We start from the raw sequence: 15023 nt of genomic DNA, 5'->3' as shown, positions 1-15023 counted from the left end.
TAGCGTAAAAAGCTAAACAGAACGCCGTTTGAACGTTTGAAACGTAAAAGCGTAACTATTTTTTTCATCCCGATCTCTGCTTTCACTTTCCACGAGCTGCCATTCCGAATCGGAGAGCGCTGGGAAAAACGCATCGCCGCCTTCAATGGCCGCATCTACATCCGTAAGCAATATCGTATCTGCGAAAGGAAGAAGCTGTGCATAAATATCTGCGCCGCCCATTACCATCAGCTCATCGTCTTTGCATCGTTCAAGCGCTTCCTCAAGCGAATGCACGACTTCACAGCCTTCGGGCTGAAAATCATGCTGACGCGTCAATACAATATTTCGGCGATCGATAAGCGGCTTACGTATGGACTCGAACGTCTTGCGGCCCATCAGGACCGTTTTTCCTAGCGTCATCTTCTTGAAATAAGCCATTTCCGCCGGCAGGCGCCATGGCATCTTGTTGCCGATTCCAATCGTACGGTTACGGTCCATCGCCGCAATTAACGTAATAGACATAGTCGTCTGCACCTTCTTTCGATAAGCATAAACCGCTAAACGGCAACCGGTGCTTTTATAGTCGGATGCGGCTCGTAATTCTCAATCGTCAGATCTTCCACCGTAAAGTCGAAGATCGACTTCTTGTCAGCGTTTAGCTTCAACTTAGGCAGCGCCTTCGGCTCCCGGCCAAGCTGAATGTTAATTTGCTCCACATGATTCGTATAAATATGCGCATCGCCGAGCGTATGGATGAAATCCCCTGCCTCAAGCCCGCACTCATGAGCAATCATATGTGTTAACAGCGCATAGCTCGCAATATTAAAGGGGATGCCCAGAAAAATATCGGCGCTGCGCTGATAAAGCTGGCACGATAGCTTGCCGTTTGTTACATAAAATTGGAACATCGTATGACAAGGCGGCAGCGCCATATTGCTAGGCACATCCTCCGGATTCCACGCCGTTACAATCAGCCTTCTCGAATCCGGGTTTTTCTTGATCGTCTCTATGACATCCTTAAGCTGATCAATGGTTTCGCCTTGGGACGTCTTCCATTCACGCCATTGCTTGCCATAAACGTTGCCGAGCTCTCCGAATGCGGCAGCAAACTGATCATCCGATAAAATACGCTGCTTAAAGAGCTCCATTTGCTCCTCATAGGCTTCCGCAAAATCAGGATCTGTTTGTACTCGAAGGCCGAAGTTCGTCATGTCAGGACCATTGTAGGACGAGCTCTCGATCCATCTTTTGAAAGCCCATTCATTCCAAATGTTATTTTTGTGCTGAAGAAGGTAACGAATGTTCGTATCTCCTTGAATAAACCAAATGAGCTCACTTGCTATTAAACGAAACGGCACGCGCTTAGTCGTCAGCAAAGGAAAACCGGCGCTTAGATCGAAACGCATTTGATAACCAAAAGCAGAGATCGTTCCCGTACCGGTACGGTCCTCTTTCTTCGTGCCGTTCTCCAAAACGTATTTCAACAGTTGCAAATAGGTTTGCTCGCTGCTACTCATATGGATGTCGCCCCCAATCATGAAACAAAAATCAGAAAAATAACAATTAATTATATCATTAACTAACCGCGTTGTCTGTCCTGTTTTCGTTTCGATCTGAGTATATGCCGTTCGGGAGCCGATGCGTGGAGCTCTTTCTCCTCTTCCGTTTCAGGTATGACAGCCGGTACTGCAGCAGGCTTGCCGTTATCATCCTGCGCAACGAATGTAAAAAAAGCGGTGACGGTCGTCTTGCGGACGCCGCTGTACAAATTTTCCGAATTCACGGACACGTAAATTTCCATGGAGCTGCGGTTCGTCCACGTCACGAATGCTTCAACCTCAATGACTTCCCCGATCTGAATTGGCGCCAAAAAATCAAGACTGTCCGTCGATGCAGTAACAGCCTGCATGCGGGCATGCCGCATTGCTGAAATTGCGGCCACTTTATCCATATACTCCATCAGCTTGCCGCCAAACATCGTATCATGATGGTTCGTATCCAGCGGGAAAATAAGCTGCGTCATGATTGTTCTCGATTCGCTCGCCGGCTTAGCTGTTTCCTCCATGTTAGCATATGCCCCTTTATTATTGAATGGTAGCTCTTAATGCGCAAAGAGGCCCCGTCGGCTGAAAAGCCGCGTGACCTCTAGTATCGCGAAACGACATCATTAGTGCGATTTATTTGATAAAAGTGTGAATCGGGTGGCCTAGCGCAACCTCGGCTGCATCAAGCACGATCTCGCCAAGTGTAGGATGCGCGTGAATCGTAAGCGCGATATCCTCTAGCGTAGCGCCCATTTCGATTGCAAGAGCAAGCTCGGCAATCATATTGGAAGCTTCAAGACCGATAATTTGTGCTCCGAGTACAAGACCGGATTCTGCGTCGGACACAAGCTTAACAAAGCCTTCGTTTGCGTTTAGCGACATTGCGCGTCCATTGATTGCGAACGGGAATTTGCCAACCTTCACGTTATGGCCTTTGTCCTTCGCTTCCTTCTCGCTGTAGCCAACGCTTGCGCATTCTGGATCAGAGAAGCATACTGCCGGTACACATTTATAGTCAATAACGCTTGAGTGACCCGAGATAGCCTCAGCAGCAACACGGCCCTCGTACATCGCTTTGTGCGCAAGCGCAGGTCCAGCGATGATATCGCCAATGGCATAAATATGCGGAATGTTCGTACGGCATTGCTCATCAACCTCAACTAGACCGCGATCGGACACCTTCACGTTGATTAGGTCGAGACCAAGCTCACCATCCGTATTTGGACGACGTCCAACCGTTACGAGCAAGTAATCAGCCGTTACTTTTTCTTCTTTATCACCAACGGTGTAAGTTACCGTAACTTCTTTATCTGTTTGCTCAGCGCCTTTTGCTTGTGCGCCGGTAATGATATCAACGTTCGTGCTTTTCAGTTTCTTAGCAACGATAGATGACATATCTTTGTCAAAGCCCGGCAAAATAGCGTCGGAGCCTTCAATTACCGTTACTTTTGTGCCAAATTTCGAATACATTTGACCAAGCTCGATACCGATGTAGCCGCCGCCGATAACGACAAGGCTTTTCGGAATTTCTGGCAGGGACAATGCGCCTGTAGACGAAACGATGCGGCCGCCGTAAGGGAATGCTTTCAGTTCAATCGGACGTGAACCTGTAGCGATAATGCAGTTTTTGAAACGGTAGCGAGGCGCTTCTTGATCGTTGAATACACGCGCTTCGTTTTCGTTAATGAACATGACTTCGCCTTGGAAATATTGGACTTTGTTTGCTTTCAATAGAGAAGCGACGCCGCCCGTCAATTTTTTGACGATACCGTTTTTGAACGCTTGTACTTTGCTGAAGTCAACCTTAGCTTCGCCTACTTCGATACCGAAAGCGGAAGCGTGGCTGATTGATTCATATTGATGCGACGCTGAAATAAGCGCCTTCGACGGAATACAGCCCACATTCAAGCATACACCGCCTACATATTCTTTATCCACGATAAGTACGTTTTGACCAAGCTGAGCAGCACGGATCGCTGCTACGTATCCGCCTGGACCAGCACCAATTATCAACGTGTCAATATCAAGGGAAGCATCACCTACGACCATTTCTTATACCTCCATTATGAACAGTTCCGGTTGACCCAGAAGTGTTTTGATGTAATTCATAAAGTTTTGAGCCGTTGCACCGTCGATGAGGCGGTGATCGAAGCTGAGTGAAAGTGCCATTACAGGAGCTGCAACGATTTCGCCGTTACGAACGATCGCTTTCTCCGTAATTCTGCCAGTTCCAAGAATCGCAACCTCAGGGAAATTGATCACCGGAGTGAAGAACATTCCGCCAGCAGAACCAATGTTTGAAATAGAAATGGTACTGCCTTTCAGTTCGTTCGCAGCCAACTTGCCGTCGCGTCCGCGGACAGCTAGATCGCGTATCGAATCCGCAATTTTAAACAGATTTTTACGATCAGCATCTTCGATAACAGGAACGATTAGACCGTTATCTGTGTCTGTAGCGATACCGATATTGTAGTATTTGCGCAGAACGATTTCTTGGCTTGCCTCGTCCAGCGTAGCGTTCATGATCGGGAACTCACGGCAAGCTGCCACAAGAGCTTTGACGATGAATGGCAAGTACGTAAGCTTGGAGCCTTTTTTCTCGGCATAAGGCTTATATTTGGTACGGAGTGCTACAAGCTCAGTTACGTCAACCTCATCCATAATGGTAACGTGCGGAGCTGTGTACACCGATTTCGACATTGCATTTGCGATAATTTTGCGAATGCCTTTGAAAGGCACGCGCTCTTCAGGACGGTATGGTGATCCGGAAACTGTCTGCGCAGGTTTCGCTTCGCCAGCCCCTTTTGACTCGACTGCCGCATTGCTTAGTTGCTCAACTGCAGGAGCAGCTGTATCCGCAGCAGCAGCTGCAGGCGCGCCGCCAAAGCCATTAACGTCATCAAGAGTGATGCGTCCGTTTTTGCCAGTACCGCCAACTTGAGTAAGGTCTACGCCTTTCTCACGTGCGAATTTGCGAACGCTTGGCGTTGCAAGCACAGGACCGCCAGCTGCTTTTGGAGCTGCCGCTGGTACTGGTGCTGCCGCTTGCGCTGCAGGCGCTTCAGCTACTGGTGCCGCTGCCGCTGGCGCCTCAGCTTTAGGCGCTTCAGCAGCAGGTGCTGCTTGCTCAGGCAAATCGCCTTCCGCGTCGATCAACGCAACAATCTCGCCAACGTGACACACTTGGCCGTCTTTTACGAGCACTTCAAGCACTTTACCGTTTACCGGGCAAGGTACTTCCACGATCGCTTTGTCGTTTTGAACTTCCATAATAATATCATCATCTGTAACCGTGTCGCCGGCTTTGATATGCACTTTAATAATCTCGCCTTCGTGCAAGCCTTCGCCGAGCTCCGGGAAACGATATTCGAATTTAGCCACCGCTTGTAACCTCCTTTAAAAATTCAGTACTTTTTGAACGGCTGCAGAGATACGTGCTACCGAAGGAAGCCACGCATCCTCAACTAGTGCAAATGGATATACGGTATCCGGTCCAGCAACACGAAGTACTGGCGCTTCTAGATGCAGGATTGCTTTTTCATTGATTTGAGCAATTACTTCCGCTGCAACGCCGGAAGTTTTTTGAGCTTCTTGAACGACAATCGCACGGTTCGTTTTTTGGATCGAAGCAACAATTGTATCAATATCAAGCGGAAGCAGCGTACGAAGATCGATAACCTCTGCTTTCACGCCTGTTTTTTCCAGCTCTTCCGCTGCCTTAACAGCTGTATGAACCATAAGACCGTAAGTAATGATGGTAACGTCGCTGCCTTCACGCACAACGTTCGCTTTGCCGATCTCAACCGTATATTCGCCTTCCGGCACTTCAGCCTTGAACGCACGGTACAGATTCAAATGCTCCATGAAAAACACAGGATCATTGTCGCGGATTGCGGAAATCATCAAGCCTTTTGCGTCGTATGGATTTGAAGGAATGATTACTTTGATACCCGGCGTTTGAATAGCAAGGCCTTCAAGGGAATCCGTATGCAGCTCAGCCGCTTTAACGCCGCCGCCAAACGGCGTACGGAATACGATTGGCGAGTTGTAACGACCGCCGGAGCGGTAGCGCATACGCGCAGCTTGGACAAACATTTGGTCAAGCGCTTCATAAATAAAGCCTACGAATTGAATTTCAGCGATTGGACGGAAGCCCTGCAAGCCCATCCCTACTGCCATACCTGCAAGCGCCGATTCGGCAAGAGGCGTATCGAACACGCGATCTTCACCAAACTCTTCCTGCAAGCCTTCTGTTACACGGAATACTCCGCCGACCTTACCTACGTCCTCACCGAAGATGACAACGTTTGAATCGCGTTTAAGTTCGATGCGTATCGCATCGCGAATTGCTTCCAACATATTCATTTGAGCCATGATCGTCTGATCCTCCTCTACTATTGAAAATCGGCCTTTTGCTCTTCCAGATGTTGCGGTATCGTTTCAAACATCGAATCGATTAAGCCTGCAACCGTCATTTTCTCAACTGCTTCGGCTTTTTTGATGTGCTCGTTTACTGTCGCTTTTGCTTCTTCTTTCACGCGGTTTGTATCTTCTTCCGACCACAAACCTTTTTTCTCTAAATATTTTCCGAAACGAACGAGCGGATCTCTAGGAGCCCATTCCGCTTCCTCATCTTTAGTACGGTATTTTGTCGTATCGTCAGCCAAGGAGTGCGGACGGTAACGATAAGTAATCATTTCAATTAATGTAGCGCCTTCCCCATTGCGTCCGCGTTCTGCAGCTTCTTGAACCGCTTTAATAACCGCAAGCACGTCCATTCCGTCTACTTGAATGCCTTTAATACCGGCAGCTACAGCTTTGTGCGCAACAGAAAGAGCAGCCGTTTGCTTAGCGTAAGGTGTCGTAATCGCGTAGCCGTTATTTTGAACGACATAGATGACCGGCAGCTTGAAAGCGCCTGCGAAGTTCATGCCTTCGTAGAAATCGCCTTCAGACGAACCGCCGTCGCCTGTATACGTAATAGCTACGCGCTTTTCGTTCTTTTTCTTAAATGCCATTGCAACGCCCGTTGCGTGCAAAATTTGTGCGCCGATAATAATTTGCGGCATAAGCACATGTACATCCTGCGGAATTTGTCCACCATGCTGGTGACCGCGCGAATATAGGAAAGCTTGATACAGCGGCAAGCCGTGCCATACCAGCTGCGGCATATCACGGTATCCCGGGCAAATGAAATCATCTTTATTCAAAGCGTATTCACTGCCGACCATCGATGCTTCTTGACCGGAAACCGGAGCGTAGAAGCCAAGTCTGCCTTGACGTCCAAGGTTAACAGCGCGCTCATCCCACGTACGGGTAAATACCATGCGGTACATAACTTCTTTTAATTGATCATCGGACAATGCAGGCACTAATTCCGGATTAACAACTTCCCCGTCGAGTGACAAGACAGATAGCGGAGTTACCGGTTCCGTTTGAACTTCGTATGGCAATTTGCTCATTTTGAACGCTCACCTCAATCGAAATATTTGAAAATCGTTTACCTCTGTTATAGAATTATTATAAACCTGTTTAACTAAAATGGTCAAAGCAAAAAACAAAAAAACCGTTGTTTTTTCGCTGATTCTCATCATTCTATTAAGAAATTGTATATGCTACAGCGTTATTTTTTTAGTATAACAGCATAATACAACAGAACAGAAATAGATGCGATTTCCATGATTACCTTTCTATTGTTTACCCACATCAGAACCATTCCATTCAATAAACCAATCCGTTAGGAGAGAAAGAAATGACAGATGAGCGATATTTAAAGAGAACGATTGTGAAAGAATCGGTGCCAAGCCGCTATTTGCCGGAGCAAACGCGCAATTTGCGGATCTTTTTGCCGCCCGGCTACAATGAAGTGCTTAGTTATCCAGTCGTATATTGCCAGGATGGCGAGGACTTTTTCAATTTCGGCCGGATTGCGACTACCGCTACCCGTCTGATTTTGGATGAGGGACTCGAGCCCTTCATTATCGTAGGGGTCGATGTGGACAAAAAGCTGCGCACGGAGGAATATGCGCCAGACGGCATTCGACATCATGCATATATTCGTTTTTTTGCAGAAGAGCTGATTCCGTTCGTTGAGGAGCGTTATGCCGTGAGACAAGAGCCTGAACACCGGTTACTGGCAGGCGATTCACTTGGCGGATCGGTTTCTCTGCATTTGGCGCTGTCCTACCCCCATCTCTTTACTCGCGTAATGTCCTTATCCGGTGCTTTTTATGGCGTCTCGCAAAATATGATTTCTAAAGCCGGCGACCTTAGCTGGTTGTCGATTTACATGATAGTCGGCCTGCAGGAGGACGCCTATGAAACCGATCGCGGCGTATTCGATTTCGTCGCTTTGAACCGCAATGCGAGGGCGCTACTTGCGCTAAAGCAAGCAGACATCTTCTATGAAGAGAAGGATGGCAAGCATCAGTGGGGCTTTTGGCAGAAGGAGCTCGGTCAAGCGCTCGCCTATTTTATCGAGGTTGAATAACATAAAAAAAGAAGCTGTCCAGCTGGCTCCGCGAGGACCTTGGACAGCTTCTTCACTTTTATTTGCTTGTTTAAACCAGTTTCAAATCAGCCCGAACCCGCTTCAGCAGCTCCTTGCAGCCGCTTTCCACCAGCTCATAGACGAAGGAGAAATTGCCGTCATAATAAGGATCAGGCACATCGGCCATTCCTTTGTCCGGCAGAAGCTCCATAAAGGTGAAAAGCCGCGTTCGCTCCCCTTCTCCCTCCGCCTTGCTCAGCAGCTTGCGTACATCACGCAAATTGTTCGTATCCATGCAAACAATATAATCGAAAGTCTCGAAGTCACCCGTAGTCACTAATCGGGCCTTCATTCCTTGATATGAAATAAGGTGCTGATCCAATTGCTTCCGGGTGCCCTCATGCGGCGGATGGCCCAAATGCCAGTCGCCTGTTCCTGCAGAATCAACCTCGATGCTCTCTGACAAATGCACTAGCTCAACTTGATGGCGCATAACCGCTTCTGCCATCGGGGACCGGCAGATGTTACCAAGACAAACGAACAAAATACGAGCTTTCATTAGTTACCTCTTTTCTGCTGTTCATGAGCCGTATCGATTTGTAGAGAGCGGCGCGGCAGCTTCCATTTGAAATAAACAGACAGCATCCGGAAGCTGATGATGACGATGAATAAAAACAACAGCTCCAAGGTCGATTTAATCCAGCCGAGCCCGATAACAAGTCCCGCAAGCATCGCCCATACCGCATAAATTTCATCCTTGAGCACAAGAGGCTTGCGTCCAGCCAGCACGTCGCGGATAATTCCGCCGCCAATTCCCGTCAGCATGGCTGCAACGAGGACAGCACTGAGCGGATGCTTCATTTGCGTCGCATAAAGCGCCCCCTGAATGGCAAAGGCGGATAAGCCGATCGCATCAAAAAAAGCTTCGCTCCGCCGCCAGCGCTGAATCCAGACGACCGGCAGCAAAAAGGCGATCGTCATCGCGATCAGCGCAATTTTCAGCAGGTAGCCCTGGTTCCAGAGCGACGTTACCGGCATGCCGATCAAGAGATTGCGCACGACCCCCCCGCCGAAGGCCGTAACCAAGCCAAGCACGAATACGCCTAATATATCGTACTCTTCTTCCATGGCAACAATCGCTCCGCTGACTGCGAAGGCTATCGTGCCGATAATACTGAAAATCCCAAAAATATCCATACTCACTGCTATAACTCCTCGCTTCCCGTCCATGAGCCGACACTTTTCGCCGGTGCTTCCTTCACCATTTTAGCTGGGAGCATGTCGTTTCGCAACGACAAATTTCGCGGTTTTTTTAAACGGTAAAGAATGTTATTCGGATACCTCTAGTTTTTATAGAACACTAAGCTTTATACTTGAAATGTTTGAAACAGACTCCCCTTAATGAGAAAGGATAGTACGTTATGCAGCCTCGCATCGTTATTTGCACGGGCGGCCAGCTTGGCGCTTGGGCTTTAGCACATATTAATGCCGATGATTTGCTCATTGGAGCAGATAGCGGCGCCATATTTCTTATCTCGCAGGGACTGCATCCGGATATTGCAATCGGCGACTTCGACTCGGTGACCGAGGATGAGCTGCTTGTCATTCGTAAAAGCAGCGGTCAAACGATCTCCTGCGACCCTATCGACAAAAACTACACAGATACTGAAATGGCCGTGCGGCTTGCACTTGATATGCAGCCTCGTGAATTAGTGATTCTCGGCGCTCTAGGAACCAGGTTTGACCATTCGCTCGCGAATGTTCACCTGCTCGCGCTTGCGGCCAAGCAGCAGGTAAGCGCGACGATCGTTGATGCTCATAACAAAATTTCGCTTGTGGCAGACCAATTAATCATTGAACAGCAAGGCTACCCCAATGTTTCATTGCTTCCGCTCTCGATGCGAGTTGAAGGCATTACGCTGACCGGGTTCCAATATCCGCTTAACGATGGGGACTTAACGATTGGCCAGTCGCTCGGAATTAGCAATGTGTTGCTCTCCCCTACCGGAAAGATTGAAATACGTGAGGGCTTATTGCTGGTCATTCAAAGCCGCGATTAGTCCGCCACGCATTGACAGCAGAAACAGCCGGGGAAATCGAACCTCAGCTGTTTCTAGCGTTTTTATAAGGAGCTATACATGCATTAGCTAATAAATATCTTTCTCCGGCGTAACGATCGTCAAACCTTCCACATGCTTGCGATTCATCAGCTTGCGGGCTTTTCTGTTTTCCTTCGATTCAAATACGATATCCAAATCATACTGCTCATCCGGATATAGCTTCGTTTTGGCAATATATAGCTTGATCCGCTTGTGGTTGAAGGTAAGCTTCCGGCCCTGCACCTGGACAATAACGTTTCCTCGTTCATCCGCAGGGCGGTACACGACACCCATTCTCTCGAGCGGATAAATCCATACGGCATCGCCTTTTTCAAACGGCTTAGCTGCTGTTTTGACCGCTTTCACTACTTCCTCAGTTTTAGAGGCTTCGACAGTACCTGGCCCTTGATCTGAATTCAATGTTAATGACAGCTCCTGGCCATTAATTCGATTGGCTTGAAGCTCCATTACGAATTCCTTTGAAGTATAATCTTTCTTCCGCTCTAACAGCTGCTCCGCACGCTGCATGACCTCTTCCGGCAAGCCAAAGCGCCTTGCGATTGCAAATGCATGACTATCTCCCGCTTCCCCCATCTCTAGACGATATAGAGGCTTTAAAGTTACCGCGTCAAACGCCATTCTTCCGTTTTGGCAGCCTGCTGTGCGGGCGGCGAAAGCTTTGATCTCATTATAGTGTGTCGTAGCCGCCGCCAATGCCCCTCGCTTTAGCAGCTGCTCTAATAACGCGATTGAAAGCGCGATGCCTTCTGTAGGATCGGTGCCTGCTGCCAGCTCATCAAGCAGAAGCAGTGCTCTAGGGCCAGCTGATTGAAGCATTTGCTTGAGCACCGTTATATGAGAGGAGAAAGTACTGAGCGACTGTTCCAGACTCTGGCCGTCCCCAACATCCGCGATTACATGCTGGAACACGCCGATCTCGCTGCCCTTCTCGGCTGGCACGAGAAGTCCCGATTGCACCATGAGAACAAATAAGCCAATGATTTTCAAAGTCACTGTTTTGCCCCCGGTATTCGGACCCGTAATGATAAGCTGTTTCCAGCCATAGCCAAGCTCAACATGCAGCGGTACGCTGTTTTGCCCCAATAAAGGATGACGAGCGCCTTCAAGACGAATGACCGGCTGCTCCGACAACTTGATTCTGTTACCGTTATAAGAACGAGACAGCTTCGCGCGTGCGGTAATGAAATCGAACGAGGCCATCGCCTCTACGTTTCGATTCAGCGGAGTGGAAAACGATTCCGCAAGCTCGGACAATCGGGCCAATATAACGGTGCGCTCCCGCTCCTCCGCGCCCTTCCATTGCTGCAGCTCTACCTGAAGTTCGGCTGCATCGGCGGGCTCAACGAACAGGGTCTGCCCGCTTGCGGATTCATCCCATACGGTACCAGGCACCTGCTTGCGCAGCTCCCGTTTCACGGCGATAACAAATCGGTCACGCCGCTTGCTGATAACCGGCTCCTGCAGAGACGATCGGTATTTGTTCAGCGCTTGCTCCATTTTTTTTTGTATTTTATCTTCACATGCGTAAATATGTCTGCGAATATAGGCAAGATCGGCGCTTGCCTGATCCGTAATCAGCCCATACCTGATACAGCGGTTCAGCTCTTCCCTAAGCGCAGGACAATCGTACATCGAGTCAGCATAAGCCGCGATCGTCGGCGCAATATGGCGCTTGCCGTTCATATACTTTTTCATTTGGATGACAGACATTAGCCATACAGACAATTGTTCAAGCTCCTGCTCGTTATAAATTCTCCCTTTACCGAGCAGCGCCAGAAACGGATCGATTCCCTCCATTGCGGATAACGGGATGCTTGCTCCGCTCCCCAGAAGTTCCGCAGCCTCCGCCGTTTCCTGCAGCCATGCTTCAACTTGACGATACTTCGTGCTGGGCTCGAGCCGTTCGGCTAGTAACCGGCCGGCAGGCGATACGGTAAAGCTCACAACACCAGCCTTTACTTTGTCAAACTCCAATCTTCTCCACGATGCTTCATTCATCTTTATAGCCTCCTCCGATTTTGGGTATAAAAAAGACAGGAACAGAACGCGGGCGCGTTCCATTCCTGTCTTGATCGACGCATGCTCCAATACCGGTTCCATCATTAACGACAATCGTTAACATGAAAACGGATATAAAAAAACCGTGCTGCGAGAGCACGGTGATTGGGCCGCTGTCGAATAGCTTCAGGCGGAAATCCTCATGTCCAGAACTCTTGGCGTCAGATCACGAAATAAAGCCTTGCTGCGCGGCGCATTGGCACCGGGCATGGCCGCAAGACCATCGTTTATCTGACCATATCCAATTTATGAGTTAAGGACACCAGCAAACATTAAAATTTCCCCTTTTAGCCTTGTTTTGGATAATTTAAAGGTTACCTCAATAATGTACAAAAAAGACAAGCGAATTGTCAAGCATTATTCAAAATACCGATTTTGCTTAAATACTTACCGACATGCCAGTATAGGCAAATGCAAGCTGCTCCGGCAGCTTATAATCTTTTCTAAGATCAATATCATGCGACATATGCGTGAGAATGGTCTGCTTTGGTCCCCATTTCTTAACCAGCTCGATCGCTTCAAGCACATCATAGACGGAACGTGTTTCATATGGAAACGGTTCATGATAAAAGCTGGTTCCGAGCACAAGCAGGTCAAGGTTTGCCAGCGGCTGCTGCTGCTGCTCCGTCAAATTAATGGAATCCGAGCAATATACCCATTTATAGCCCGTTTCTATATGCTCGAAGCGAAATGCGTATGCATAGCCGTTTTTACCATGATTGACGCGCCAGCTGGAAGCAAGCCATTTGCCGAGCGTAATTGGCTGATCGAATGATTGAAAATGAATATGATGGCTAAGCCATGGAAAACGGTCTAAAATCGCTTGAATCACTTCCGACGGAGCAAAAGCTTGGCCTTTCGTATTCAGCCAACGGCAAGCATCCGCCCATTCTACCAATCCGCCGATATGATCGAAATGCGCGTGAGTAATCAGCAGCGTATCTACTGTTCGCAGAGATGCGGCTTCTAATTGCTTTGCGAAATCCGTCCCGCAATCGATCCAAATCATTCCTGCATCCTGATCCTCGATTTGCACGGATGATCTTAAACGCCGATTGACGCCCGTATCCCTCGCTTCCGTGCATACGCCGCAGTCGCAATATATGCGAGGCACGCTCATGGAATCGCCGGTTCCTCTAAAGGTAAGTCTTGTCATAGCGGCAGCAGCTCCAATGTCTCCGATGCGCGAATCTTCTCCATCATGCGGATCCATTCCGCCGGCTTATTCGGCAGCGCTAAATAATAGCCCTCTAAAAATTCGGCAGCAAGCACTTCTTCCGGCGGGAATATCGTTTGAAGAAGCTTATGTAACGGACCAAAATAACGGTCATCAATCGAAGTAATACGATGATAAATGAGCATAAGTGCTTGTCTCCTTTATTTGAACGGATGCCACTCCATGATAGCTGCGCAGTTATTCGACTGCTCGTCTTCTAAATAATGATGGGCAACACCTATGGGCATTCGGCCGCACCTAAGCAAAAATGTAATGACGGGATCTTTCCATTCCCCTTGCAGCACCTTATCCAAATAAGCCTCCGGCGTAATCTCATGCGCATGCGCGCCATAGCCAGGCATTCGCCCTCCGCCAAGCAAATTACGGAGGCCCAGCTGCACAACCGTTTCATACATCGTCTGCATAAGCAACTTGCCAATGCCGGACTTGCGATATTCCGGAATAACGCAAATATCTACAACGTAAAGTGTATCTCCATTAACATTATGATTGCGAATATAACCGCCGCCGGTAATGGTTTCCCAGTTATGCGAATGACCGTAATCATTCATATCGACTAGAAGTCCGGTCATCGAGCCAATGATGCGGCCGTCCGCTTCCGCGCACAGGGCTCCTTCCGGAAAACGTGAAACATGCTCGGTCAGCTGATCCGTATTCCACCAAAGCTCCTCTGGGAACGGCGGGTGAAAGCTTACCCGCTGTACATCAATCAAAGCCTCGAAATCAAAGTTTATTTCCAATCCGGATACAAATCAGTGCGGCGATCGCGCCAGGTCGTTACCGAGCCCTTCACTCTCACATCCTCCAGCAGCGCCAAATCAAGATCGGCAACTACGAGCATATCATCGTTAATGATCCCCTCGCTCAAAATGCCTGCCGGCGGAAAAGGAATATCATTCGGAGCAATGATGGCTGCCTGACCAAAGTTCGAGCGCATAAGATCCACTTTACGCAGCGAGCCTACCGTTCCTGTTGTCACGACGTACACTTGATTTTCAACGGCTCTGGCATGACAGCAATATCTAACGCGATAGAAGCCGTGCCGGTCATCCGTGCAGGAAGGGCAGAAAATAACGTCTGCCCCTTTCGCGCGGGCCATCCGTACGATCTCCGGAAATTCGATATCGTAGCAGGTCAGCATCGCAATCGTTCCGAATGCGGTATCGAACACCTCAATAGACTCACCTGGCGACATGTTCCAGCCCTCTGCCTCGGAAGGCGTAAGATGGATTTTGTGCTGAACGTCAATTTTGCCATCAGGGTGAAAGAGATGCGCGGCATTGCGAAGTTTGCCATCCGTATCCTTAATGACATGGGTTCCTCCGACAATGTATACAGCATACTCTTCTGCCAGCGAGCGGAATAATTGCAAGTAGTCCTCTGTAAAATCGGGCAGCCGCTCAATAGGAAGCGCTTCGCCCTGCCCGTCGCCAATCGACATTAATTGCGTTGTCATGAATTCGGGAAACAAAATAAATTGCACCCCGTATTCTTGTGCATTTCGCACATAATGCGTCACTTGCTCGGCGAATTGCTCAAACGAGCTAATATCAGCAAGCTTATATTGTACTGCTGCCGTACGAAACTTCATT

The 15023-nt window shown here is 48.7% G+C and carries 15 protein-coding genes and 1 pseudogene; 2 read left to right on the top strand and 14 right to left on the bottom strand.

The window, feature by feature from the left end:
* Nucleotides 1-12: 12 nt before the first annotated feature.
* The 7 genes from ASG81_RS27360 to pdhA form a co-directional block, all read right to left on the bottom strand.
* Complete coding sequence (locus ASG81_RS27360; RefSeq protein ID WP_056642171.1) at nt 13-504, bottom strand: dihydrofolate reductase; 492 nt, start codon at nt 502-504, stop codon at nt 13-15.
* Between the two features lie 35 nt (nt 505-539).
* On the bottom strand, nt 540-1499 hold the full coding sequence (locus ASG81_RS27355; protein WP_056642168.1) for a thymidylate synthase: 960 nt from the start codon (nt 1497-1499) through the stop codon (nt 540-542).
* Between the two features lie 62 nt (nt 1500-1561).
* Nucleotides 1562-2047 carry an acyl-CoA thioesterase gene (locus ASG81_RS27350; RefSeq protein WP_056642165.1) on the bottom strand — a complete coding sequence of 162 codons (486 nt, stop codon included), beginning with the start codon at nt 2045-2047 and terminating at the stop codon, nt 1562-1564.
* Between the two features lie 112 nt (nt 2048-2159).
* Nucleotides 2160-3575 (bottom strand): dihydrolipoyl dehydrogenase, encoded by a 1416-nt coding sequence (gene lpdA / locus ASG81_RS27345; RefSeq protein WP_056642162.1) that lies wholly within the window; start codon nt 3573-3575, stop codon nt 2160-2162.
* Between the two features lie 3 nt (nt 3576-3578).
* Nucleotides 3579-4907, bottom strand: a complete 1329-nt coding sequence (locus ASG81_RS27340; protein WP_056642160.1) for a dihydrolipoamide acetyltransferase family protein — start codon at nt 4905-4907, stop codon at nt 3579-3581.
* Between the two features lie 15 nt (nt 4908-4922).
* Nucleotides 4923-5900, bottom strand: coding sequence for an alpha-ketoacid dehydrogenase subunit beta (locus ASG81_RS27335; RefSeq protein ID WP_056642157.1), 978 nt, complete (start codon nt 5898-5900; stop codon nt 4923-4925).
* Nucleotides 5901-5920: 20 nt separating this feature from the next.
* On the bottom strand, nt 5921-6988 hold the full coding sequence (gene pdhA / locus ASG81_RS27330) for a pyruvate dehydrogenase (acetyl-transferring) E1 component subunit alpha (protein WP_056642153.1): 1068 nt from the start codon (nt 6986-6988) through the stop codon (nt 5921-5923).
* 290 nt (nt 6989-7278) lie between these two features.
* Between pdhA and ASG81_RS27325 the strand changes: the two genes are divergently transcribed.
* On the top strand, nt 7279-8016 hold the full coding sequence (locus tag ASG81_RS27325; protein WP_056642150.1) for an alpha/beta hydrolase: 738 nt from the start codon (nt 7279-7281) through the stop codon (nt 8014-8016).
* 70 nt (nt 8017-8086) lie between these two features.
* Here ASG81_RS27325 and ASG81_RS27320 read toward each other — a convergent pair whose 3' ends face one another.
* Both ASG81_RS27320 and ASG81_RS27315 read right to left on the bottom strand, forming a co-directional pair.
* Entirely contained in the window at nt 8087-8575 is a 489-nt protein-coding gene (locus ASG81_RS27320; protein WP_056642147.1) for a low molecular weight protein-tyrosine-phosphatase, read from the bottom strand.
* Nucleotides 8575-9213, bottom strand: a complete 639-nt coding sequence (locus ASG81_RS27315) for a trimeric intracellular cation channel family protein (protein ID WP_056642144.1) — start codon at nt 9211-9213, stop codon at nt 8575-8577. Before ASG81_RS27315 ends, ASG81_RS27320 begins: the two co-directional genes overlap by 1 nt.
* A gap of 224 nt (nt 9214-9437) precedes the next feature.
* Between ASG81_RS27315 and ASG81_RS27310 the strand changes: the two genes are divergently transcribed.
* Nucleotides 9438-10076: a thiamine diphosphokinase gene (locus ASG81_RS27310; protein ID WP_056642141.1), complete on the top strand. Its 639-nt coding sequence runs from the start codon at nt 9438-9440 to the stop codon at nt 10074-10076.
* An 87-nt stretch (nt 10077-10163) separates the two neighbouring features.
* Here ASG81_RS27310 and ASG81_RS27305 read toward each other — a convergent pair whose 3' ends face one another.
* The 5 genes and pseudogenes from ASG81_RS27305 to ASG81_RS27285 all read right to left on the bottom strand — a co-directional run bounded on the left by ASG81_RS27305 (nt 10164) and on the right by ASG81_RS27285 (nt 15022).
* The gene (locus tag ASG81_RS27305) at nt 10164-12134 is read right to left on the bottom strand and encodes an endonuclease MutS2 (protein ID WP_056642138.1); all 1971 of its coding nucleotides are present in this window, start codon (nt 12132-12134) and stop codon (nt 10164-10166) included.
* A 439-nt stretch (nt 12135-12573) separates the two neighbouring features.
* The gene (locus ASG81_RS27300; RefSeq protein WP_056642135.1) at nt 12574-13350 is read right to left on the bottom strand and encodes an MBL fold metallo-hydrolase; all 777 of its coding nucleotides are present in this window, start codon (nt 13348-13350) and stop codon (nt 12574-12576) included.
* Nucleotides 13347-13556, bottom strand: a complete 210-nt coding sequence (locus ASG81_RS27295; protein ID WP_056642132.1) for a hypothetical protein — start codon at nt 13554-13556, stop codon at nt 13347-13349. Before ASG81_RS27295 ends, ASG81_RS27300 begins: the two co-directional genes overlap by 4 nt.
* A 15-nt stretch (nt 13557-13571) precedes the next feature.
* Nucleotides 13572-14156: pseudogene (locus ASG81_RS27290) on the bottom strand (GNAT family N-acetyltransferase); the annotation flags it as partial.
* 5 nt (nt 14157-14161) lie between these two features.
* Nucleotides 14162-15022 (bottom strand): carbon-nitrogen hydrolase family protein, encoded by an 861-nt coding sequence (locus ASG81_RS27285; RefSeq protein WP_056642125.1) that lies wholly within the window; start codon nt 15020-15022, stop codon nt 14162-14164.
* Between the last annotated feature and the right edge of the window lies 1 nt (nt 15023).

The sequence above is a fragment of the Paenibacillus sp. Soil522 genome (genome assembly GCF_001428245.1).
Taxonomy (GTDB): domain Bacteria; phylum Bacillota; class Bacilli; order Paenibacillales; family Paenibacillaceae; genus Pristimantibacillus.
Note: the sequence above shows the minus strand (reverse complement) of the source record. Positions and strands in the feature narration are given on the sequence as shown.